At 49.6% G+C, this 23,718-nt stretch carries 23 protein-coding genes; 3 read left to right on the top strand and 20 right to left on the bottom strand.

Annotation, left to right across the window (positions count from 1 at the left end):
* The first annotated feature begins 303 nt into the window (after positions 1-303).
* Together QZJ86_RS00615 and QZJ86_RS00610 are read left to right on the top strand one after the other, a co-directional pair.
* Positions 304-1,374: a hypothetical protein gene (locus QZJ86_RS00615; protein WP_301935745.1), complete on the top strand. Its 1,071-nt coding sequence runs from the start codon at positions 304-306 to the stop codon at positions 1,372-1,374.
* Positions 1,375-1,980: 606 nt separating this feature from the next.
* Positions 1,981-2,538: a C40 family peptidase gene (locus tag QZJ86_RS00610; protein ID WP_301935744.1), complete on the top strand. Its 558-nt coding sequence runs from the start codon at positions 1,981-1,983 to the stop codon at positions 2,536-2,538.
* Here QZJ86_RS00610 and QZJ86_RS00605 read toward each other — a convergent pair.
* The 8 genes from QZJ86_RS00605 to QZJ86_RS00570 form a co-directional block, all read right to left on the bottom strand.
* Positions 2,535-3,206 carry an NAD(P)H-dependent oxidoreductase gene (locus QZJ86_RS00605; RefSeq protein WP_301935743.1) on the bottom strand — a complete coding sequence of 224 codons (672 nt, stop codon included), beginning with the start codon at positions 3,204-3,206 and terminating at the stop codon, positions 2,535-2,537. The two genes, QZJ86_RS00610 and QZJ86_RS00605, sit on opposite strands and share 4 nt — an antisense overlap.
* Positions 3,207-3,210: 4 nt before the next feature.
* Entirely contained in the window at positions 3,211-3,963 is a 753-nt protein-coding gene (locus QZJ86_RS00600) for a DUF5765 domain-containing protein (protein WP_301935742.1), read from the bottom strand.
* A gap of 174 nt (positions 3,964-4,137) precedes the next feature.
* Positions 4,138-6,342, bottom strand: coding sequence for a primosomal protein N' (locus QZJ86_RS00595; protein ID WP_301935741.1), 2,205 nt, complete (start codon positions 6,340-6,342; stop codon positions 4,138-4,140).
* Positions 6,343-6,725: 383 nt separating this feature from the next.
* Entirely contained in the window at positions 6,726-7,223 is a 498-nt protein-coding gene (locus QZJ86_RS00590; RefSeq protein ID WP_301935740.1) for a disulfide bond formation protein B, read from the bottom strand.
* A complete protein-coding gene (locus QZJ86_RS00585; protein ID WP_301935739.1) occupies positions 7,204-7,908 on the bottom strand; it encodes a potassium channel family protein in 705 nt (234 codons plus the stop codon). Before QZJ86_RS00585 ends, QZJ86_RS00590 begins: the two co-directional genes overlap by 20 nt.
* A complete protein-coding gene (locus QZJ86_RS00580) occupies positions 7,905-9,509 on the bottom strand; it encodes an NAD-binding protein (protein ID WP_301935738.1) in 1,605 nt (534 codons plus the stop codon). Before QZJ86_RS00580 ends, QZJ86_RS00585 begins: the two co-directional genes overlap by 4 nt.
* A 6-nt stretch (positions 9,510-9,515) precedes the next feature.
* Complete coding sequence (locus tag QZJ86_RS00575; protein ID WP_301935737.1) at positions 9,516-10,229, bottom strand: SDR family oxidoreductase; 714 nt, start codon at positions 10,227-10,229, stop codon at positions 9,516-9,518.
* Positions 10,217-11,209: an SPL family radical SAM protein gene (locus tag QZJ86_RS00570; protein WP_301935736.1), complete on the bottom strand. Its 993-nt coding sequence runs from the start codon at positions 11,207-11,209 to the stop codon at positions 10,217-10,219. Before QZJ86_RS00570 ends, QZJ86_RS00575 begins: the two co-directional genes overlap by 13 nt.
* A 457-nt stretch (positions 11,210-11,666) precedes the next feature.
* Here QZJ86_RS00570 and QZJ86_RS00565 point away from each other — a divergent pair, with 457 nt between their 5' ends.
* Entirely contained in the window at positions 11,667-12,263 is a 597-nt protein-coding gene (locus QZJ86_RS00565; RefSeq protein WP_301935735.1) for a globin family protein, read from the top strand.
* A 45-nt stretch (positions 12,264-12,308) separates the two neighbouring features.
* Here the strand turns inward: QZJ86_RS00565 and QZJ86_RS00560 are convergent, their stop codons facing one another.
* The 12 genes from QZJ86_RS00560 to atpB form a co-directional block, all read right to left on the bottom strand.
* Positions 12,309-12,758 carry a hypothetical protein gene (locus tag QZJ86_RS00560; RefSeq protein ID WP_301935734.1) on the bottom strand — a complete coding sequence of 150 codons (450 nt, stop codon included), beginning with the start codon at positions 12,756-12,758 and terminating at the stop codon, positions 12,309-12,311.
* 373 nt (positions 12,759-13,131) lie between these two features.
* Entirely contained in the window at positions 13,132-13,872 is a 741-nt protein-coding gene (locus QZJ86_RS00555; protein ID WP_301935733.1) for a methylenetetrahydrofolate reductase, read from the bottom strand.
* A 10-nt stretch (positions 13,873-13,882) separates the two neighbouring features.
* Positions 13,883-15,712, bottom strand: coding sequence for a glutamine--fructose-6-phosphate transaminase (isomerizing) (gene glmS, locus QZJ86_RS00550; RefSeq protein WP_301935732.1), 1,830 nt, complete (start codon positions 15,710-15,712; stop codon positions 13,883-13,885).
* A gap of 1 nt (position 15,713) precedes the next feature.
* Positions 15,714-17,135, bottom strand: coding sequence for a bifunctional UDP-N-acetylglucosamine diphosphorylase/glucosamine-1-phosphate N-acetyltransferase GlmU (glmU, locus tag QZJ86_RS00545; RefSeq protein ID WP_301935731.1), 1,422 nt, complete (start codon positions 17,133-17,135; stop codon positions 15,714-15,716).
* Between the two features lie 73 nt (positions 17,136-17,208).
* Positions 17,209-17,631, bottom strand: coding sequence for a F0F1 ATP synthase subunit epsilon (locus QZJ86_RS00540; protein WP_301935730.1), 423 nt, complete (start codon positions 17,629-17,631; stop codon positions 17,209-17,211).
* Between the two features lie 24 nt (positions 17,632-17,655).
* Positions 17,656-19,029 carry a F0F1 ATP synthase subunit beta gene (atpD, locus tag QZJ86_RS00535; RefSeq protein WP_301935729.1) on the bottom strand — a complete coding sequence of 458 codons (1,374 nt, stop codon included), beginning with the start codon at positions 19,027-19,029 and terminating at the stop codon, positions 17,656-17,658.
* A gap of 45 nt (positions 19,030-19,074) precedes the next feature.
* Complete coding sequence (gene atpG, locus QZJ86_RS00530) at positions 19,075-19,938, bottom strand: F0F1 ATP synthase subunit gamma (RefSeq protein ID WP_301935728.1); 864 nt, start codon at positions 19,936-19,938, stop codon at positions 19,075-19,077.
* A gap of 11 nt (positions 19,939-19,949) precedes the next feature.
* A complete protein-coding gene (gene atpA / locus QZJ86_RS00525; RefSeq protein ID WP_301935727.1) occupies positions 19,950-21,491 on the bottom strand; it encodes a F0F1 ATP synthase subunit alpha in 1,542 nt (513 codons plus the stop codon).
* A gap of 21 nt (positions 21,492-21,512) precedes the next feature.
* The gene (locus tag QZJ86_RS00520) at positions 21,513-22,043 is read right to left on the bottom strand and encodes a F0F1 ATP synthase subunit delta (protein WP_301935726.1); all 531 of its coding nucleotides are present in this window, start codon (positions 22,041-22,043) and stop codon (positions 21,513-21,515) included.
* A 3-nt stretch (positions 22,044-22,046) separates the two neighbouring features.
* Complete coding sequence (locus QZJ86_RS00515) at positions 22,047-22,520, bottom strand: F0F1 ATP synthase subunit B (RefSeq protein WP_301935725.1); 474 nt, start codon at positions 22,518-22,520, stop codon at positions 22,047-22,049.
* A gap of 105 nt (positions 22,521-22,625) precedes the next feature.
* On the bottom strand, positions 22,626-22,910 hold the full coding sequence (gene atpE / locus QZJ86_RS00510; RefSeq protein WP_020484117.1) for a F0F1 ATP synthase subunit C: 285 nt from the start codon (positions 22,908-22,910) through the stop codon (positions 22,626-22,628).
* Between the two features lie 42 nt (positions 22,911-22,952).
* Positions 22,953-23,717, bottom strand: a complete 765-nt coding sequence (gene atpB / locus QZJ86_RS00505) for a F0F1 ATP synthase subunit A (RefSeq protein ID WP_301935724.1) — start codon at positions 23,715-23,717, stop codon at positions 22,953-22,955.
* Between the last annotated feature and the right edge of the window lies 1 nt (position 23,718).

Below are 23,718 nucleotides of genomic sequence, written 5' to 3'. Positions count from 1 at the left end.
GTTGGCGTGTAACGGCCTATCGACTGGTCGGTATTAGCCGTTCCGGCTCGGCTTGTCGATTGATGCCTTGCTGATGATTTGATTCACATACAAAAACAGCCAGATTTTGAACGCCTTGGTGCGGCCAATTTCTGTCGGTCGCGACTGACTGCTTCAAAAATCAATTAATATGTGAAAATTATCATCCATGAGTGAAAAGGATAGTACTACTTACCCGCTGCTCTCTCGAAAGTTGCGAATTATTCGTAGTTGGAAAAATTAAAGTTTGCAGAACTCCATCTTGTAATAAGGAAATATTTAAAAATGACCAATATGTCAGAAAAAGAAAACTTCATAAGCGGAGCAACTCCCAAAAAAACACTTTCTATACCTGGCGCTCCCCCGCCTTTTACTTTAAAGACTGAAAATTTAGGTATCTTGAAAATAAAAACTGGGTATCTGTCAGTAGGGGTCCTAACCAAAATATCACCAAATCTAGAAATCAGTGATAACGAATTAGTCAAATCTCTATTGCTTGCGGTAGCAACAGATTCAACAATTGATGGTAAACAACCAGACACGTCTTTAAATGCTATTGAAGGGAATAAACTTACCGAAAGAGATATTCAATTATTTGCGAAGACTTTTTTAGAAAACGATAAACAAGAAATCAGCACTGATGACAATAATAATCCACTAGATCCTACAGCCAAGCTTGCTAGTATAATCCGGATACAAATCGCTGAAAATAGAGATTTTACAAAAAAAATAATAGATAAATTGGGAGGGGATATTTCAGAATACACAAAAGGACTTTTTATAAAGAATGCGGATACTACCAAACGACTACAAGCAATGGTCGCGGGCAACTTGTCGATCAGCGGTCCTTCTATTTCAATGCCTAAGATCGATTATGCAAATATGCCAATTAAAAAGGTATTAACGGCAGTAATTGAGCAAACCAAAAGAGTTGATTCACTTAATGAAACGACAAACACAATGGCTACTTTGATTGGAGGCATCAACGATGCTGTAACAAGTGCTTTAATCGACATTAGATTAAAACAAAAACAGGATGAAAAAAGCCAGGAAAAAAATATTCACATAGCTATGTGGACATTGGCATTATCAGTAATAGTCGGTGTTTTATCATTAGGGGTAAGCGCTTACTCTCTATATCATTCAATTGAAGAGTCCAAACAGTCCGAAAAGTCAAATAGCTTATCGCTCAATCAAAAAGAAAATGATAGTAAGATCGCGGCAGAGCAAACTCAGATATTAAAAGAACTACTAATTACTCAGCAGCAGCAAAACATTCTCGTAAATAAAATAAATCAAGCTAAACCCGCCCAATCATCCCGCCGACCCCGTGCGGAAAGCGGCGTAGGTCGGTAAAATCAGAGGTTACCATTCAAATGACCGCTATTGGGATGTTTAAATCTATATCCGAATGTCTCAAAGGGGTCGACACCCGCCGGTCCAGCACTAACGCTTCGATAGCGGATGATAGTTTATTTCCCGTTTCGCCTTACTTGGACTCTCAAATAATCGGCCTGATAGTACCTAGCATTGGCTTGATACTTAAAAAACTCGACCTGGATTAGCGGAAGATCGACTTGGAACCTAAAAAGGTCGGCGTGGATGAACAAAAGATCGACCGGGTACTTACGAATATCGCCGGGGTACTTCGGAAACTCGACGAGGTCGCCCGGAAGGTCTAAGGGGTACTTCGGAAGTATCCCGCCGATCTTCCGAAGTGCCCCTTCGATGCCGAGTAAGCCTTCGGGGCGACGGCGAAAGCCGCCCAGGCATAAGCGTTATGCCAAGTTAGGCGGTCGGGTCGACTGCACAATTCGCCATTTTCAATAGCCGTCGTTCACCCCTAGCTTAATCGTATCGGAATGGAGGACCGGTTTGGAGTGGGATATGCAATAAACAGCGCGCGCGACAAATAGGCTGTCTATAATATGCAAACTGATGATTTTGTTGTCGATAACACCGATGTCCATTTTTCGCACTCACTGCCGAACTTTTTTACTGCTGAGTCAGTTGTTGGCGGCTGTGTTAATTAGCCAGCTTACCGGCTGCGCCAGTAACGAAAAAACACCTATTACAGCCTTACCCGCAGCCGAGGGCGGCAACCAGATTGCCGCTAGCGAAGCGCTGCAATTGCAGGGTAAACCTTATGTGTACGGCGGGGAATCGCCCAGCCAGGGCTTCGATTGCAGCGGTTTAGTGTACTACGTCTATAACCGCCAGGGGGTGCGTTTACCGCGAGACACTCAGTCCTTAGCCAGGCAATTGCCGGCGGTGCAACCCGAGCAGCGCCAACCCGGCGACCTGTTGTTTTTCACTACCGACCGGCCGTTTTCGCATGTCGGTATTTATGTCGGCGACGAACATTTCGTGCATGCTCCCAGCGCTCACACCGGCCGGGTGATGGTGTCGGATTTAAGGCAGCCCTATTGGCGGGAGCGCTTCATTGGCGTCCGCCGCCCACAAGCACGATATTCGCTATCCCTGAACGATATCGACAAGACCAGCTGCCGGCTGAACTAATCCAGCCAGCGCACCACCGCGTCACGTTCCTGCCGGGTTTTCGGCCGCGCTGGCGGATTCTTCCGGTAGCCAAAGGCAAGCAGATAGGCGACCGACCAGTGTTCCAGATTGACATCGGCTGCTTCCGCTAACACCCGCTCCAAATCTGTGCGCTCGAAACCTTCTATAGGGCAAGAATCGATGCCTATCATCGCCGCAGCGGTCATCATATTGGCCAGCGGCAGATAAGTCTGCCGAGTCGCCCAGTCGGTGATCGCTCGCTCCGATTCCAGCAAATTAAAATCGCTACGCTGAAACTTCTCTATCACTGCGGTACGGGTTTTTGCCTGATCTTCGGGAAACTTTTGTACTTCGCGCATCAGGCGATACAGATACTCGCTGTCGTAACGCATGAAATAGCTCTTGCGGACCAACGTCAGCACGACATGGCTGGCGGTGGGCAGTTGCTTTTGCCCACCCCAGGTGTATTGACGCAGTTTCTCGCGCAAGTCCGGATTCTGCACCACCAGAAACTGCCAAGGCTCCAGACCGAAGGAACTGGGCGATAAGCGCGCTATTTCCAGAATAAACTCGAAATCGTCGGCGTCGATTTTGCGCTCGGCGTCGAATTCCTTGCAAGCGTGGCGAAACCCAAAAGCGTCGAGAATTTCTTGTTTATTGATAGTCATAAGCTTACAGGCTGTCGCCCACTTCGCGTTGATAGAATGGCCATTTCTTGACGTGCAAATGCTTTCTGATCGGGGTCTTAATCACCGATACACACAGCGCGATCGAGAACAGGCACCAAACCGCGCAATATTCATTTGGATCGTCGGTGGTGACGTCGGAAATCCAAGGCCCGATCAAATAGTGAAACGCCACGAAACGCCAGGAACCGTACATCAGAGGCAAATAAAACGCCGCCAAAATATAAGCGAAGGCATGTAAACCCCAGTTAAAACCAAACAACCAAGTCACAGGCTGAGACATCAAACCGTTCAAAGGCATTTGCCAGGCTATGTGCCAAGCGCCGGACACCGAACAGGTTTGCGCGCCGCAGAAACCCTCAGTGCCGGGCACGCACTCGCCGGCCCAAGCGAACGGATACATCTTGATCAACATCGCCAGCGAGCTGATCGCGCACAAGGTATAAACGGTAGTTCTGATTTTGAGTTTGACGCTTTCCGGGATGAAATACATCGCCACCATATTCACGAAAAACGGTTGAAATGCGATATGTAGATAACCAAGCAAAGTCAGTACCTGATTATTGGGGTTATCACATAAATTGATATACACATAAGTTGCCGCTTGCAGCAGCTCCATCAAGGCAAAATAGGTTAATGGAATCCATAGCTCCTTGGATTCGCCCTTGTACGCAACATAAACGGCGGTCGTTAAACCGGCGGCAGCCAAAACGCCTGACGCTTCTCCACTCCAACACATTGAAATATACCTGCTTTATTTTAGTTATAGGCATAGGCACCTAATTTGCAACCGTGCAATTCTACTGCTCAGGGTTACCGATTCAGATGTCTATGGGGTTAGCTGCGATCCTTCGCAAAAGGCGGGAATTATTACATAAACCGAACGAAATTAGCCGGATTTCGGCGAACTTGGCTAGTACAAATCCAGCGGATCGACATCCAGCGACCAGCGCACCTTTTTGGATTCTTTCAACGCATAAATCGCAGGTAGCAGCCGATCCAGCAAATGGTGCAATTCCTTGCGCTGCGGACTCTGCAACAGCAACTGGAAACGGAACAAACCCGCGCGTCTGGCCATCGGCGCCGTCACCGGGCCCAATACCTGAACTTTACCCGGATTCAACTCGACGATCATCTGGCAAACAGCCTGTAAAAATTGTTGCGGCACTTCGGCCTTGCCGGCTTGCACCCTGAGCAATGCTTGATGGCTGAAAGGCGGCAAGCCGGCCTGGCACCGCTCGTCGAGCGCAGTTTGCGCGAAAGCCCGATAACCTTGGCTTAATAAGGTGTCGAGCAAAGGATGTTGTGGGTGCCGGGTTTGCAATATTACTTTACCAGGCTGATCGGCGCGGCCGGCCCGACCTGCCACCTGAACAATCAATTGCGCCAGCCTTTCGCTGCCGTGATAGTCGATGCTGAACAGTCCGCTATCGATATCCAAAATTGCCACCAGCGTTACCGCCGGGAAATGGTGGCCCTTGGCCAGCATTTGCGTGCCCAGAATAATATCGGCCCGGCCTTCGTGAATTTGCTCAAGATAAGTTTCCAAGGAGCCTTTGCGCTGAGTGGTGTCCCGGTCCAGGCGCACGATAACCTTGTCCGGAAACAAAGCTTCCAGAGTCTGTTCGATGCGTTCGGTGCCCAGACCCAGCGCTTGCAACTCCCCAGTCTTGCAGGCCGGACATTGCTTGGGCAAGGGCTGTTCGCTACCGCAATGATGGCAACGCAGCAGGCGTTCGGCGGCGTGAATCACCAGATTGGCGTCGCAGCGCCGGCAGCGCGATACCCAGCCGCAGCCATGGCAAATCTGTACCGGCGCATAGCCGCGCCGATTCAGGAAGATCAGCGCTTGTTGATTTTTAGCCAACGTGGTTTGGATTTCGGCGAGCAGCGGCTCCGATAAGCCGGCTTGCATGCGTTTGTTGCGGATATCCAGCAACTGGAAGCTCGGCGCCGAGGCGTTGCCGGCCCGATTGGGTAAATGCAGCAATTGATAACGGCCCTGGCTACCATTCGCCATGCTCTCCAGCGACGGCGTCGCCGAGCCCAGCAGCACCGGAATGCCCAAACCCTTGGCTCGGGTTATCGCCACATCGCGTGCGGAAAAGCGGAAGCCCTCCTGTTGCTTGAAGGAAGCGTCGTGCTCTTCGTCGAGAATAATCAGGCCGGGCCGTTTTAACGGTGTGAACAAGGCCGAGCGAGTGCCGAGCATGATCGCCGCCTGCCCCTGTTGCATGCTTAGCCAGGCTTGCAAACGCTGCTTGTCGGTCAATTTGGAATGGGTGGACACCATGTTCACAGCAAAACGCTGTTGAAAGCGTTGCTCCAATTGCGGTGTCAGGCTGATTTCCGGGAGTAATACCAATACCTGCTTGCCTTGCTCCAGCACCTTGGCGATGACTTGCATATACACTTCGGTCTTACCGCTGCCGGTCACGCCCTCCAGCAATGACACCGCAAACCGACCCAGATTGGCAACCACCGCGTCTATCGCCACTTGTTGCTCCGGATTGGCAGGCAAGGCAGTCGAAGCGACATAGCGTGTGGCTGGCGCGGATTCTTGTTCTATCACCAGGCCTTTTTCCAGCAAGGCCTTCAATGCCGGCTTATGCTCGATCAGCGCGGCGCTGGGAATAGCGCTGCCCGCAGCTTGCAGTAAAGCCAATAAGGCTTGCTGTTTGATCGAGCGCCGTAACTGTTCCGGTAAGGTTTGCAGACCTTGCGGGGTGAGGCCGAAAAATCGCTGCCGTTGCAACAGTGCCGGCCGGCCTTGGCGAAGCGCTACCGGAAACGCCGCCGCCAGCACTTCGCCGAGCGGATGGTGATAATAACGGCTAGCCCAATGCAACAGGCGTAAATCCCGTTCCGATAACAGTGGTTTCTCATCCAGAATTTCGATGGCTTGTTTCAGGCGCTCGCTATCGACTGCCGAACTGTCCTCGATAGCCAATAACACGCCCACTTGCGTGCGTTTGCCGAATGGCACCAATATCCTGATTCCCGGCTGTAATCCGGCCGGATGACAGCCAGTTGGCGCAAGATAATCGAACAGCCTATCCAGCGGAACAGGCACCGCAATTTTAAAAATCAATTTGCGGGAGGCTTCACAATTAGGCATGTATGATGATGTTTTTTTGATATTGCGCCGCTAAGTCTTTAACTAGATTGAGGAATCCAAGTTACCCACAAAAGCTGTGGATAACTCTGTGGATTGCGTTTTGAAGGCTATGCTTAGTATCGGTTTTTATTGCAAATTTGTTAAATTGCGTAAATTTCAGCCAAATCATTGAACCTTTAAAAATCAATGACTTATGAACAAAATTAATCTGTGTTAATTATTGCTGGCACCGATTGACAAGTCGAAAATGTCTTGCCCCGTTTTTGTGCATAACCTGTTGCCGGACTGTATCGATCCGATGCAGTGGCTGTCGGATAGCTGCACCGATTTAGGCATCTCGGCCCATTTCCAAGCCCGGCACCTTTGGTGAGCGGCTTGCCCGACTAACGACTGTCAGTCTTGTAAAAAAATTGCAACATGCCCCAACCCGCCAACAACACAAACGCGAACAAGGTCCAGGCTGGAATACTCAATCCCAGCAAAGTCCAATCGACCTTGGCGCATTCGCCGGTGCCAGTCAGCATTAATTTGACGGTGTCGGCCAGGGGAAAATGTTGAAACACATATTCCAGACCGGGACTGCATTCCGGTACTTCCTCGGGCGGCAAATGTTGCAGCCAGACATGACGCGCCGAAATACTGGCACCAATCAACGCAATAAGTGCACTCAAAACTGCATAGACTTTACGCCCTCGGTTATGCAGCGCGGCCAGCAAAAACACCACGCCGGTGGCCAGGATGGCTAGTCGCTGCGAAATGCACAGCGGGCAAGGCTCCAGTTCTTCGACAAACTGTAAATACGCGCCGGTCGCCAGCAAGGATGCGCAAGCGGCAAAGCCCAGAAAAAAACAGATACGCGGACTAAATTTTACAAAATTCATTTTCGACGTCTTTTTTGAAAGCTCTAATTTCCCGTGAGGGGCCTAAAATGACCAGAATATCGCCGACGCTCAAGCGGCGGTCGAATTCCTCGGTCACGAAATGCAGTTGCTCGTTGATCTGTTTGTTGACGATGCCGATCAGCAGTAAATTGTACCGCGAACTCAATTGCAGCTGGTTGACATGAGCGTCCTCCAGATAGCTGTTTTCCGGAATCGTCACCTCGGCCAGATGCAGGTCGTGCCTGCCGAATACAGTATGATCAAAAATATCGTTGATGTCCGGCCTTTTCAGCATGTCGTGAATCTTGCGACCACAGATTTCATAAGGGTCGATGATCTTGTTGGCGCCGGCCGCCAATAGCTTTTCGGCCGATTCCGGACTATCGACGATGGCGACAATGTTCAGTTCCTTATCCAGGGCGCGTGCCGACAAAGTCAGAAACACGTTGTCGGAATCCGTATCGAAAAAGCAAAACAGCGTATCGATATGCGCGCCGATGCCGACCAACTTTAAATCGTCGTCGCTGCGGAAATCGATATTGGCAGTTTCGAAGCCATTTTCGCGGGCCAGCGCGGCCTTGGTCGGATCGTGATCGATCACGGTGATTTGATAGAGTTCTTTATCCAGGCGGCTGATCGCCTCGAACGACAGCCGGTTATAACCGAACACGGCGATATTTTTCATGCAGGCTTCCTGCTAAATAAGCGGCGCTGTTCCACTTGGTCGCGAAAATGATCGATGCCGTATTTACGGCCCAGCAATACCAGCATGTCGCCGTGGCGCAGGATGAATTGCGCTTCCGGATTGAAATAAAAGTGTTGTTGTTTGACCTGGTATTTATTCTTGTGCTTCAAATGGATAGGGTTATCGCTGATCACGCCGAGTAGGGTCAGCTTGCGTTGCTGCAAGTCCAGTTGGCCGATCTGTTGATCGTCGAGCGCCGATTTTTCGCTGACCAATACCGATTCCATCACGATTTCGGTCTGATTGTGCAGGATGCCGGAGATGGCCTCGAAGGCCACGGGCTGGCCGACGAATTCCGCCGCCAACAAACCGGCAATCTCGAAGGGCCTGATCACATTATCCGCGCCGGCCTGATACAGTTTGTTGACATTGTCGTGGCGGTTGGCGCGGGAAATGATACGCAAACCTTTATTCAAATGGCGACTGGTCAAGGTAATGTAAACGTTGATCACGTCGTCGCCGGTAATACAGAGAATGGCGCTGGCGCCCCGGCAAATACCGGCATTGATCAATACTTCATTGTTGCTGGCGTCGCTTTCGATCGCCAGATATCCGCGCTTCTTGGCCAAGGCTATCCTGGCCGGAACCCTGTCGATCACCACGAACTTTTGCCGATCATTATGCAAATGCCGGGCGATTTCCTGACCAACCCGGCCGAAACCGCAAATGATGATGAAGTTGTCGTAACGTTCCAACTCGGCATATACCCTGCCTTCGCGTACCGACAGCATTTTTTCGCTGAACGCGGTGATCAGGATGGAGGTGAAGAACGACAACACACCCAGGCTGGCCAGTATCAGGAAAATGGTCACCCAGCGGCCGCCGGTGGTTTGGGGCGTAATGTCGCCATAGCCCACGGTAGCCAGCGTAACGATGGTCCAATAAAAGGCGTCGAACAGGTTGTGGATGCCGCTACGGACCGCTTGATATTCGAACATGTAAATCGACACACTGGCGATAAACACCAGAAAACAGGTAAATACCAGCAGCGTGACCAACTCGTAGCGTTTGCTGGCTAGCGCGTCGGCAAACAATTTGGCGCTATCGGAATAACGGAATAATTTAAACAGCCGGAAGATGATGAAGATGCGCAAGATGTCCAGTGGCCGGTAGCTGGGCAATATGGCCAGGATGTCGATAATCGCGAACGGCGAGGAGATATATTCGATATCCCGGACAACGGCTTTTTTAAAGACGCCGGCTAGATTGAAATCCAGATTCAAATACAGCGCTTTTTCGTATTCCTCAATGATTACTTTATAAGAGTCGGAATAAATCCAACCCCTGATTAAATATTCGACAATGAACACCATTAGTATCGCCAGCTCGAAATAGCCGCCCATCTTGCTGTCTGCGTGTTCGATGTCGTAAATCAGAAAAATCACGCTCAAAATCAGCAAGCCGATCATCGTCGCGTCGAAATATTTCTTTTTGCGGCTATGGCTATTTTCGAGCAGGTCGTAGAAAAACAGCTTAGCTCTGCGATACCAATCGGCGGATTTCAAGTAGTAAGCGCAATAAACGATGAGTTTGGCTAGCATCTGGGTTTATTTCTTAAATTCGATGACTTTGCTGGGCGGATTCAGATTGATTTCGTCGATTGCACAATGCGGGCCGGCTTGCAGGATATAGGCAACGGCATCGGCAACGTCGCCGGCCGATAACGCTTGGCCGGGCTGCTTGCCAGGGGCGAACGACAATGTATCAAAAAATGCGGTATCGACCATGCCCGGATTCACCAAGGACACCCGCACCGCGCTTTTACCGCATTCGTCGCGCAAAGCCTGGGTAAAACCGCGCAACGCGAATTTGCTGGCGCAATAGATGCTGCCGTTGCGGCTGCCTTTTAAGGCCGCTTCCGAGCCGATATAGACCAGGCTGGCGTGAGTTTTTTGCTTTAATTTCGGCAATAGCGCCCGCGTCAGAAAGGCCTGGGCAGTGAAATTGACAGTCATCAGATTTTCGATCTGCTCGAACGAAAACTGTTCCAGACCGCCGAATTGGCCGTAACCGGCCGCAAACACCACCGCATCCAGTTCCGGGAAGTTGTTTTGGATTTGCTTGGCGAATGCCGGAATCTCGGCCAATTTTGCCAGGTCCAGCGCCATGCCGACGAAATTCGGATCGGGACGGCCGAAGCGGCCGCTGTCTCTGGCGGTGCCTATCACTCGATGGCCGTCAGCTAATAACAGCCGGGCAATCGCCCGGCCGATGCCGGAACTGGCGCCCGTTACCAGCACCGTGCGCTTTACAGTGTGCATGGAAAAAATTTGGCTGGCGGAATGTATTCCAACAACATCGCCGAACATTCCGCCGTCATTGCTTGCTCCAGATCGGCGCGATAAGACACCATGCCCGACGCAGTTTGCAGCGGGCTGGCGAACAATTTTTCGTCCGGATACAGCTTATGGATTTTTTTGAAATATTGTTCCGGCAAACGAAACACGCCCAGGCTGACCGAATGCAAAGTTTGTGCGTCGATAGCTGCGAACACCTGTTCGAACAAGGCCCGGTATTGCCGGCGGTTATCGTGCTGGTAAATCAAGGGATCAAAACGCAAGCCGATTTGCCAACCTTGCTGCTGCAACTTGGCGGCGGCTTCGATGCGTTTGGCCACGTTTGGCGCCTTGGCCTCCACCTTGTCGGCCACCGCGTCCGGCGATAGGCTAAAAGCCACCACGCAGCGCGGCACCACCTCGCGATTCAACAAACTTCTGATCTGCGTGCTCTTGGTACGCAATTCCAGCCAGGCATTGGATAGGTCGGCGAACACCGGCAAAAACTGCTCGGCAAAACCGGTGACCGGCTCGAAGGCCAGGCTGTCGCAATCGTAACCCGAGAAAAAGTAAACATCTTGCTCCGGCGTTTCCAGGCAGGTTTGGCGGATTTGCTGCTGAAAATCCTCATAATTCACGAACAATACATAATTGGCCGACTGATACATGCCCTGCAAAAAGCAGTACCGGCAGTCGTACAAACAATTGAGCATGTGCGAGAAATAATAATTCCTTTGGCCGCCGATGCCGTAGCCGTCCGGCGCCGCCAATACGAATTTTTGATACTTCTCGGCCAATATCAAGGCCGGATGCTGTTTTTGCAGTCGAAAATTTTGCGCTTTGGGATTGAACACCTCGCCGTAACGCTCGCAAACGATCGTCCGCGCATCGGGAAAACGCCGGCGAATCGCCGCCACGCGCGGATGCTGCTCGATAGCGGCTTCGATGTACAGGGTATCGATCATGGATGAAACTGGCGGCAAATAGGCATCCGGCCATTATAAATGATTGATTTCAGCCGCGAGCGATGCGTCTTGGATTTGGAAAAAGACTCTGTGCTTTCAAGTATTGCCGCAAGCAATGCTGGAGACTTTTTCGGCTTGGTATCTATGCAATTGTTGCTCGCGCTATTAGTGGATACGACTTTGAAATCTGAACTCTATAGGGGTAGTGACGTCCATGTATGCAATATCCATTTCAATCATACATTAACAACACCAGAACATCATAAATATCAAAATAAAAACAACAACTTACCACAATCAAATTGTTAGCCATGGCGTTTTGCAAATTTTGTGTTAATAATCTTTCGATGACATGCCGTCACGCCGTTCCTAATGCAGGGATTTTGTATTATCTCCAGAAATTGATAGCTCGACTATAACAATTACCATATTTCAATATAGTACATGGAGAATTAAAATGACCGAAAATAAAACTGCCACCCAAAAATTAGAGTTTAATCGCAGCGATTTATCTGATGAAAACCTAATTTCCAATATCATCGATATTTTTTACCAAAATCTACTGGATGACTACCGAGTTAATCGATATTTTTACACTAGACCTATCGTTGAGCAAACCGGGCCTTTGAAATCACTGATAAACGCATTGGTCAATATAAATGGCGTTAACCTAAAACACGTTTCAGAATTAGCGGATAAATTTTTCACGGCAGCATTCGCGAGAGGTAATGCTCATCCAAGTTTGGTGAATAATCGGGATTTTGCTTTCCTTGAGATGTTCGTTACTGGGGATATTATTGGTGGCGAGCAAAAGTCTGATCTTGTTTTACTTTGTCCTGCGCACTCGCATCTACTTAGATTACAACCGGACGATGATAACTATGATGTCGTTATAGAAACCCTGGCAAATGCGCTAAAACAACTGAAAATTGCTGATAAATTGGCCTCGCATATATTGGCTTTCGCTGAAACTGGCCGTGACAATATACTAGGCCGAGGCAAGGCAATATATAACGAAGAGGGTGTATCAACGCAATTTCGAACTCATGGTTAAGCTACTTTATCTGCAACTCTTCTAAAAGCGGCTAATACATTACGATTAATGGTTGCCACCATTGATATTGTGTTGATACTCTATAGATTCAGTTAAATTATAGCCTTTATCATTAAATAGATCGCCGGTAAAAAACAAACGCAGATCTATAATCCAAGCAATTTGTTTTTGCTTATTGTTTTCTATAATAATAGTAGAGAGTTTCTGATTGTTATCAATAATCTGATTTACAATTGTTTTTGGATTATTAGGATCTTCTTTTAGCGCGCCAGACACTATGCGCTGGGCAGATTCCATTGTCAGCACTGTGCGTGCAATAGGCATTGCAGCGTTTTTATCATTTATAAGTGACTGGGCCTTAAAATAACCAATATCATAGGCAAGTTTAAAAATCAGACCAATTACAATCGCTACACCCCAAACAGAGAGGCCAATTTTTAATCGTCTTCTAACACGAGGATTTGATAGCTTTTTTACTAAAACACTAAATTTCATTTTATTGCGGCACTAGGGCTTTTTACCATTATTTAACATCAAAGGTCGGCACTGTTAAGCATCTCTATATTGTTAGTTGAATTTTTACAGGCCCACGCAGAGGATTTTGATGGCTCGTTTTCGAGCTGTTGCTTGCCGTTGTAATATTCACAATTAACAGTCAGGGTGAGCAAAGCTTGCCATCAAAGCCTTAAACCGCCAACAATAAAATAGCTATCTTGTATTACGACAGTTTGACAACATGCGATCTTTAATTAACACGGCTTAGTCTTCTGGCCAAACTTAGGACTTCAAAATTTGGTCCGGTTTGATAGGAATATGCAATAAGGCAAATTGCGGAATTTAGCGGATACCAGTGATGTCAAAGTTACTATTAAACCAGCTTTATTCTTTCAAAATATTTATGCAAATCAATCCTGATCGGCATGAAGTAGATATTTAAATTATTAGCCGCGGCAGAGGCAATCAAGTTGTTGGCAAACTCGACATTCCAGTCATAATCCGGACGAAAACTCACCGGAAACTTGACCTTATTTTTGACTTCCCAATAATTTTTAGACGCCATCGTCGTGATGGGGCTGATGCCGATATAGGTATCCAAGCCTTGCATATGCTCGGCATAAATATCGACCAAACGATGATCGTAAAAAGGCTGCGAGAAAAAACCAGTCGCGCCGGCCTCGGCTTTGCGTTGAGTGTAGTCACATTCATCCTGTAAGCCCTGCCGATGTGGATCGAAACCCGCGTAGATGTTCAAACCGGGAAAACGCTGACGCACGGCTCGGATCAGATCCACCACGTCAGTGTTGTAAAAAGCCCGCTTCAAGCCTTCCGGCGGATCCCCCGTCACCAGTAACACGCTATCGAGTTCATAGTTTTCGATGATTCGGTATAGCTCTCCGCTTTCGATTTTGAAATCGATGGCTCGAAAGTGCGGAATAAAACGGTACTTACTACGATCGATACGAATCGCCAATTCCCAACTGCGCGTATCGAAGCGCTGGATGTCCGGTACATTGATGATATTGATGCCGTCATCCAGCTTTTGTACAAAGGCATATTGCTCGTCGAAAGCTTCCAGGCTACGCGGCACTATTTCAAACGAAATATTCATATCGATCGACTTACTCCACCGTCACCGATTTGGCTAAATTGCGCGGTTGATCGACATCGGTACCTTTCAACACCGCGACGTAATACGACAATAGCTGCAGCGGGATGGTGTAGACGATGGGCGAAATGATATTGGCGACGCTAGGCATTTTGACGATCTGCACGTTTTCATCGCCGCTTTCCGCCAGCTCCTCGTCCATGAACACGATCAATTGGCCGCCACGGGCGCTAACTTCCTGAATATTGGATTTCAGTTTTTCCAGCAAGTTGTTGTTGGGCGCCACGGTGATCACCGGCATTTCCGCATCGATCAATGCCAGAGGGCCATGTTTCAGTTCTCCGGCGGGGTAGGCTTCGGCGTGGATGTAGGAAATTTCCTTGAGTTTCAATGCACCTTCCATCGCGATCGGGTAATGGGTGCCGCGACCTAAGAACAGCGCGTTGTGTTTGTCGGCAAAACGCTGCGACAGCAACTCGATGGTGTTATCCAGCTTCAATACTTTTTCGATGTTGCCGGGCAAGCTGAACAACTCGGAAACGATAGTTTCTTCGAGTTCCTTGGTCAATGCAAAGCGGCGGCCGACGGCAATGATCAACATCAACAAGGCTACCAACTGAGTCGTGAAGGCCTTGGTCGAGGCGACACCGATTTCCGGGCCGGCACGGGTCATCAACACCAGTTCGGATTCGCGCACCAGCGAACTTTCCGGCGCGTTACAAATCACCAAAGAATGCTTGACGCCGAGGCGTTTGGCTTCCTGCAGCGCCGCCAGCGTGTCGGCGGTTTCTCCGGATTGGGAAATAGTGACGACCAGGGTGTCGGCCGAAATGACCGGATTGCGGTATCTGAATTCGCTGGCCACTTCGATCGCGCACGGCACTCTGGCCAGTTTTTCGAACCAGTAGCGCGCAACCAAACCGGCGTGATAGCTGGTACCGCAAGCCAAAATCTGTACCGATTTAATTTGATCGAAGACTTCGGCGGCATTGTGACCGAACGCGGAATCCAGCAAACGGTTATTGATAAAACGGCCTTCCAGGGTTTCCGACGTCGCCCAGGCTTGCTCGTAGATTTCCTTGAGCATGTAGTGGCGGTATTTACCTTTGTCTACCGAATCCGCCTTGAGCTGGCTTTCGACAACCGGCCGTTCGACACGGTGGTCGTTCTCATCGTAAATCACCAGGCTATCGATTTTTAGTTCGGCTATATCGCCATCTTCCAGGAAGATAAATCGCTGGGTCACGGGCAGCAAAGCGGCGATATCCGATGCTATAAAATATTCGCCGATACCGATGCCAATCACCAATGGACTGCCCTTGCGGCAAGCGATCAAAGTATCCGGCCTGTCGATATACACCACACCCAGCGCATAGGCACCTTGCAAGGTAGCGACGGTGGCTTTTACCGCGTCCAACAGGCTGTCAGTGGCTTGCAAGTCTTCGACAATTTTATGAACGATGACTTCGGTGTCGGTTTCCGAAGTGAATTCAAAACCGTTCTGTTTCAATGCAGCCCGTAGGTGATCGTGGTTCTCGATGATACCGTTATGCACCACCGCCACCTTGTCGCGGCTCACGTGCGGGTGAGCGTTGCGAGTACTGGGTTTGCCGTGGGTAGCCCAACGGGTATGAGCAATGCCGATATTACCGTCGATGGGATCGGCCGCAATCAAGGCCTCCAGGCCCTTGACCTTACCCAATTCGCGCTTTCTGAAGATCTCACCGTTCTTGATAACCGCCAATCCGGCCGAATCATAACCACGATATTCCAGACGCTTCAGCCCTTCGATCAAGATCGGCACCACGTTGCGTTGGGCCACGCCTGCGACTATGCCACACATATCATTTCTCCGACTTACAGGGATGTTGGGTGTGCAGAAGATTGTCTGGAACAATCTCTGCCTTTTTAACCGGTCTTTGCCAAGTCGGCACGCTAAGCTGTTTGGTTCGGCTAAGGGTCAACTGATCCGCAGGCGTATCCTTAGTGATCGTCGATCCTGCGCCTATCGTAGCATTTTTGCCGACCGTAACCGGCGCCACCAACTGGGTATCGGAGCCAATAAACGCACCGTCCTCGATAACGGTCTTGAATTTATTGACGCCATCGTAATTGCAGGTAATGGTACCGGCGCCGATATTAACCTTGCTACCCACTTCGCTGTCGCCGATATAACTTAAATGGTTAATCTTGCTACCGGTCGCGACGCTGGATTTTTTAATTTCGACGAAATTGCCGATGTGAACATGATCCGCCAGTTCGGTCTGTGGCCGCAGTCGGGCGAATGGCCCTATCCTACTAGCTGCGCCGACTACGGCATCCTCGATCACGCTATTGGCTAGAATTTCGACGCCATTTGCGATGCTGGCGTTCTTAATCAGGCAGTTGGGACCGATTTTGACGTTGGAACCGATGCGATTCACGCCTTCGAATATCACGTTGACGTCCACGTCGATATCCTGGCCTAATTCGGCGAAACTGCCTCGGACATCAACCCTACTAGGATCCCGTAAAGTCACGCCTTTTTCCATTAGCGATTGAGCTTGTTCGAGTTGATACACGCGCTCCAGATGTGCCAGCTGGCTACGATTATTGACCCCCAGCACTTCGTCCTGACTTCCGGCTTGAGTGGTTTCAATGCTCAAACCATCTTCCACCGCCATTTCAATAATGTCGGTCAAATAATATTCGTTTTGCGCATTATTGTTACTCAGCCTGGACAACCATTGTTTCAATTGACTGCCTTTGCACGCCAAGATGCCGGTGTTGCCTTCCCTAATTTGCGCCTCGACTTCGTTTGCGTCTTTCTGCTCGACAATTTTGAGCACCGCATGGTCTTTGTCGCGAACGATACGCCCATAACCGGTCGGGTCGTCGAGGTTGACGGTCAGCAAGGCCAAAGACGACAGACTGACTTTATGCAGCAGCGTTTGTATGGTCCGAGCCTTCAATAAAGGCACGTCGCCGTACAGAATCAATACCGTATCCGGATCGTCTACGTGATGAATAGCTTGCTGCACCGCATGTCCGGTACCGAGTTGCTGCTTTTGTTCGATCCAGGTCGCGTCGAACTCATTCAAGGCTTGCTTGACCGTCTCGCCACCGTGACCGTAGATGATGAATATCTGATTGTTTTCCAGCGAAAAACTAGTTTCGTAGACATGTTGCAACAAAGCCTTATTGGCAATTTCATGCAGCACTTTCGGCCGGGACGAACGCATCCGAGTGCCTTGTCCCGCTGCCAGGATTATGGTTTTAATCGACATCGCTATTCCTTAAACAAAAAAAGCCCGATGACGCAGGCGTTCATCGGGCTTATATTTTTACGCAATTAGTGGATTATGCGCCACGCTTTCTTAATTTTTCCAGGGTTCTCAATTGATTCACGGCTTGTGCCAATTCGGCTTGAGCCATTGCATAGTCGTATTTGCCGGATTTATCGCTCAACATTTCTTCCGCTCTGGCTTTGGCTTGCAATGCCGCCGCTTCGTCTATGTCTTTCGCTCTAATCGCGGTATCCGCCAAAACGGTGACCAAGTGCGGCTGAACTTCCAAAAAACCACCGGAGACGTAAAACGCCTGCGATTCCTTATCGCTCAATTTGACTCGTACTTCGCCCGGTTTAAGCTTGGTAATCAAAGGCGCATGTCGCGGCGCGATACCGACATCGCCCATTTCGGCCGGTGCGAATACCATTTCAGCCAAGCCGGAAAAAATTTCCTGCTCCGCGCTGACGATGTCCACATGAATTGTCATTGCCATGATAAAACTCTCCTATGAGGTGGTTTACATGCCTTTGGCTTTTTCAATGGCTTCGTCGATTGTACCAACCATGTAGAAAGCTTGCTCGGGAAGACTGTCGTATTCGCCGCTGATGATGCCTTTAAAGCCGGCAATAGTGTCTTTCAAAGATACATATTTGCCTGGCGAACCGGTAAATACTTCTGCCACGAAGAACGGTTGCGACAAGAAGCGTTGGATTTTACGCGCTCTGGATACGGTCAGCTTGTCTTCTTCCGACAACTCGTCCATACCCAAGATAGCGATAATATCGCGCAGTTCTTTATAACGCTGCAAAATACCTTGCACGGAACGAGCCGTTTCGTAATGTTCCTGACCGATCACCAAGGGATCGAGCTGACGGCTACTGGAATCCAGCGGATCGATGGCCGGATAAATACCCAGCTCGGCGATCTGACGAGACAATACTACGGTCGCATCCAAGTGAGCGAAGGTGGTGGCAGGCGAAGGGTCGGTCAAGTCGTCAGCAGGTACGTATACCGCTTGGATAGAAGTAATAGAACCGGTTTTAGTCGAGGTAATCCGTTCCTGCAACACGCCCATCTCTTCAGCCAGTGTAGGCTGATAACCTACCGCGGAAGGCATACGACCCAGCAGCGCCGATACTTCGGTACCAGCCAAGGTATAACGATAAATGTTGTCGACGAAAAACAGTACGTCGCGGCCTTCGTCGCGGAAAAACTCCGCCATGGTCAGACCGGTCAATGCCACGCGCAAACGGTTTCCTGGCGGCTCGTTCATCTGACCGTACACCAACGATACTTTGTCGATAACGTTGGAATCTGTCATCTCGTGATAGAAGTCGTTACCTTCGCGGGTACGTTCGCCCACACCGGCGAATACCGAGAAACCGCTGTGTTCGATCGCGATGTTACGGATCAGCTCCATCATGTTGACGGTTTTGCCGACACCGGCACCGCCGAACAGACCGACTTTACCGCCTTTCGCGAACGGGCAAACCAGGTCGATAACCTTGATGCCGGTTTCCAGCAATTCGTTGGCAGGTGCTTGCTCATCATAAGATGGCGCATCGCGGTGGATGGTCCACTTTTCTTTCTCGCCGATGGGGCCTTTTTCGTCGATGGCTTCGCCAAGGACGTTCATGATGCGTCCCAATGTCGCTTGTCCGACGGGTACTTTGATCGCTTCGCCGGTATTGCTGACTTCAATGCCACGGCTCAAGCCGTCAGTGGAGCCCATCGCAATGGTACGGACTACGCCGTCGCCCAATTGCTGCTGAACTTCCAACACCAGACCGCCCTTAACATTCAACGCATCATATACTTTCGGCAAGTTATCGCGTGGAAACTCCACGTCAACGACCGCTCCAATTATTTGAACGATTTTACCCAAACTCATTATGTCGTCCTCTTTTAAAATCTATCTAAACTTGTCTTGAATGCGCTATACAGCCGCAGCACCGGCAACGATCTCGGAAATTTCCTGGGTAATTGCCGCCTGTCTGGCTTTGTTATAAATCAACTGCAATTCCTTGATGATGTTTCCGGCATTGTCGGATGCACTCTTCATAGCTACCATGCGGGCAGCCTGTTCGCAGGCATTGTTTTCCACCAAACCTTGGAAAACCACGGATTCCACGTAACGGATCAACAAACTATCCAGCACGTCCTTGGCGTTCGGCTCGTACAGATAATCCCAACGGCTGGACATACCTTGCTCCAGCTCACCGACAGCTACCGGCAACAATTTTTCCACGACCGGTTTTTGGGTCATGGTATTGACAAACTCGTTGCTGATCAAAAACAGCTGATCGATCCGGCCGCTGGTAAATGCATCCAGCATAATCTTGATAGTGCCGATAATATCGCTCTGATGCGGCGTATCGCCCAATTTGGAGACTTGGCCGACCAGATTGGCATTGATCATACTGAAAAAGCTGGCGGCTTTACTGCCGATGGCGCAAATATCCGCTTCGATATTGTCGCCGTGCCATTGCTGTAATTCGGCCAAGGTCTTTCTGAACAAGTTGGCATTCAACCCGCCGCACAAGCCTCTATCGGAGCTGACCACGATAATACCCACCCGTTTGACGGGCCGCTCATTCAAGAACGGATGCTTATACTCAGGATTAGCTTGGGCCAGATGTTTGATGATCTGGCTTATCTTTTTAGAATACGGACGGGTCGCCTGCATTCTGTCCTTGGTTTTACGCATCTTGCTCGCCGCCACCATTTCCATGGCCCGAGTAATCTTCTGAGTATTTTTAATACTCGCGATCTTGGTACGTATTTCTTTGCCAACAGCCATGTGCGGACCCTTTACCAGCTACCGTTCTTAACGAAACGTTCGATGGCACTGTGAATGCCTTTTTGAATGTCGTCGTTGTAGTCGCCTTTCTCGTTGATTTTGGCAATCAGCTCGGCTTCTTCGGAATTCATATAATCAAGTAGTGCAGCCTCGAAAGCGCGGACTTGTTTGACTTCCAGGCTATCCAGGAATCCGGCATTAGCGGCATACAAGGAAACACTCATTTCCGCGACCGACATCGGCGCATATTGATTTTGCTTCATCAGTTCGGTCACGCGTTGACCGCGTTCGATTTGCTTACGGGTGCTTTCGTCCAAATCGGACGCAAACTGAGCAAACGCAGCCAGTTCGCGGAACTGAGCCAAATCAAGACGAATACCGCCGCCCAGTTTTTTGATGATCTTGGTTTGCGCCGCACCACCGACCCGCGATACCGACAGACCGGCGTTAACCGCAGGACGAATACCGGAGTTGAACAGACCGGTTTCCAGGAAGATCTGGCCATCGGTGATCGAAATCACGTTGGTCGGAACGAACGCGGAAACGTCGCCGCCTTGGGTTTCGATAATCGGCAACGCGGTCAATGAACCGGTTTTGCCTTTTACCTTGCCATTGGTCAACTTCTCGACTTCGGCCGCATTGATGCGAGCCGCGCGCTCCAGCAAGCGCGAGTGGATGTAGAACACGTCGCCTGGGTAGGCTTCACGACCTGGCGGACGACGCAGCAACAAGGATATTTGGCGATACGCCCAAGCTTGCTTGGTCAAATCGTCATAAATGATCAGAGCATCTTCGCCGATGTCGCGGAAATATTCGCCCATTGAGCAACCGGTGTACGGTGCAATAAATTGCAACGCCGCTGATTCGGATGCCGAAGCTACCACGATGATAGTGTGCTCCATCGCGCCGTGCTCTTCCAATTTGCGAACCACGTTGGCAATTGAAGAACGTTTTTGGCCGATAGCAACATAAATACATTTGATGCCGGTGCCTTTTTGATTGATGATCGCATCGACAGCAATGGCCGTTTTACCGGTCTGTCTGTCGCCGATGATCAACTCACGTTGGCCACGACCAACAGGGATCATCGAATCGATCGCTTTCAAACCGATTTGCACGGGCTGATCGACCGATTGTCTGGCGATAACACCAGGAGCAATTTTTTCGATAGGCGAGCTCAGATTGGTTTCGATGGCACCTTTACCGTCGATGGGGTTACCCAATGCATCGACCACGCGGCCCAGCAGTGCTTCACCTACCGGCACTTCCAGAATGCGACCGGTACATTTAACGGTATCGCCTTCGGTAATGTGCTGATAAGCACCCAGCATTACCACACCAACCGAGTCTCTTTCCAGGTTCAAAGCCATGCCGTAAGAGCCGCCAGGAAATTCCAGCATTTCGCCCTGCATGGCTTCCGACAGACCGTGAACCCGAACGATACCGTCGGTGACGCTGACTACGGTGCCCTCGGTATGTGCCTCGATATGGGCGTCGAAATTCTCGATCTTCTTTTTAATCAGATCACTTATTTCTGATGGATTTAATTGCATTTTATTTTCCCGCTCTAACTCTTAAAGTCTTTTAGCTAATTGATGAAGCTGGCCTTTGATAGAACCGTCAATGACTTTGTCGCCGGCTTTGGCGAGGATGCCCCCAATTAACGATTTGTCGACAGAAACGGTTGCATTGACCTTTTTATGCAAAAGCTTTTCCAGCATGGCAACGTATTTGCCTTGCTCGGCTTTTGTTAGCGAGTATGCACTGTACAAATCAACATTGACGTAACCTTCGTCGTCCGCCTTTAACTGCTCGAACATCACCGAAATTTCCGGCAACAACGGCAGCTTGTCATTTTCTATCAACACTTTGAGAAGATTCTTGGCTTCGTCGTGTATCTGATCCTGGCAAATATCAAGGACCAGTTGTGCTGTATTCTGTTTGCCAACCCTGGGATTTTTGACAATGGTCGCCAATGCCTCATCCTGGATTACCAAAGACAAAAACGCTAATGAATCGGACCATTGTTTAGATGCACCTGTTTCCTTGGCCCGTTTAAAAGCTGCTTCCGCGTAAGGTCTTGCTAATGTCGATAATTCAGCCATCGCTTAACCCAATTGATCCGCTGCTCTGCTGAGAATATCCTGGTGCTTGGCTTTATCGATTTCTTCTTTCAAAATCTGTTCGGCGGCACGCAAGGCCAGTGAAGACACCTCTTTGCGCAAGCTTTCTCTAGCTTGCAGCATTTCCTGTTCTATCTGGGCTTTTGCTGCTTCGAGCAAACGCTCGCCTTCTTTCTTAGCCTGATCTTTCGATTCTTCAACCACCTGATTGGCGCGTTTTTGCGCGGCGCTAACGATCTCGACCGACTGCTCTTTCGCTTCCTTCAATAGGGTCTTGGCTTTCTTCTCAGCCAGCTTAATCTCTTCCTGGCCTTTCTCGGCCGCCGCCAAACCTTGGGCGATTTTGGTTTTGCGCTCTTCCAGAGCGGCAATGATCGGCGGCCAGACATACTTCATGGTAAACCAAACCAGAAGTGTGAAAGTTATCATCTGCCCGATCAGAGTAGCATTGATGCTCATTGATGCTTTCCTCGTAATGCCGTTGTTATTCTAATCTGCCCGCTGGCGCAAGATTGCGGCACGCGGCGAAGGCGTTAACCTTCCGCGACAGATCGATGTGGGTAATTAACCTGCAACAGATTGAACGGCTGAAAGGAATGGGTTTGCGAAAGTCAGCATCAGAGCCAAACCAACACCGATCATGGTGACCGCGTCAAGCAAACCGGCGATGATGAACATTTTGACCTGCAACATAGGAACCAACTCAGGTTGGCGAGCTGCGCCTTCCAGGAATTTGCCACCCAGCAAACCGAAGCCGATAGCAGTACCGATAGCACCCAAGCCCAAAATGATGCCAACTGCGATGACGGTGAAGCCTTGTACGTTGGCAATTAATGATGCGAGTTCCATAGTGTCTCCTAAGTATTGATATGAAAGTTAAAAATAAAACTGTTAATGATCTTCGTGCGCCAAGCTCAAATAAACGATGGTCAACACCATGAATATGAAAGCCTGCAAGGTAATGACCAGAATGTGAAATACTGCCCAGGGAAAGCCCAGCAAGGGCTGAACAATAGGCGGCAGCAAAGCGATCAGGATGAATACCAGCTCGCCGGCATACAGGTTACCGAATAACCGCAGACCCAGCGAGATGGGCTTTGCTAGCTCTTCAACCGTTTTCAGCAACAGATTGAAGGGCATCATCTTAGGCCCAAAAGGCGTGCAAGTCATTTCGTGGGCAAAACCCGCCAGACCTTTTACTTTAATGCTGTAAAAGAAAATCAGGAAAAACACACTGATAGACAATGCAAACGTGCCGTTCAGATCGGTACTCGGCACCACGCGCATGTATTCCATGCCCATTAAGCTGCCTATCATCGGCAACAAATCTACCGGCAGCAAGTCCATTGCATTCCACAGAAACACCCAGCAGAAGATCGTCAAAGACAACGGCGCTATCAAGGGACTGCGGCCGTGAAAACTATCCTTGACCTGGGTATCGACAAACTCCACCAGCGTTTCCGCAATGTTTTGCGCCAGCCCCGGCACGCCGGACGTCGCTCTTTCCGCCACGGTTTTGAAAAACAAGATGAACAATCCGCCCAACAACACGGAAAAAAACAAGGTATCCAGATGCAATGTCCAAAAGCCTTCACCCACCGACAGCGGTGTCAAGTGATGGACTATATAACCTGTTGCGCCACCTTCAGTACTCATT

It is taken from the genome of Methylomonas montana (assembly GCF_030490285.1).
In the GTDB taxonomy this organism is placed as follows: domain Bacteria; phylum Pseudomonadota; class Gammaproteobacteria; order Methylococcales; family Methylomonadaceae; genus Methylomonas; species Methylomonas montana.
Note: the sequence above shows the minus strand (reverse complement) of the source record. Positions and strands in the feature narration are given on the sequence as shown.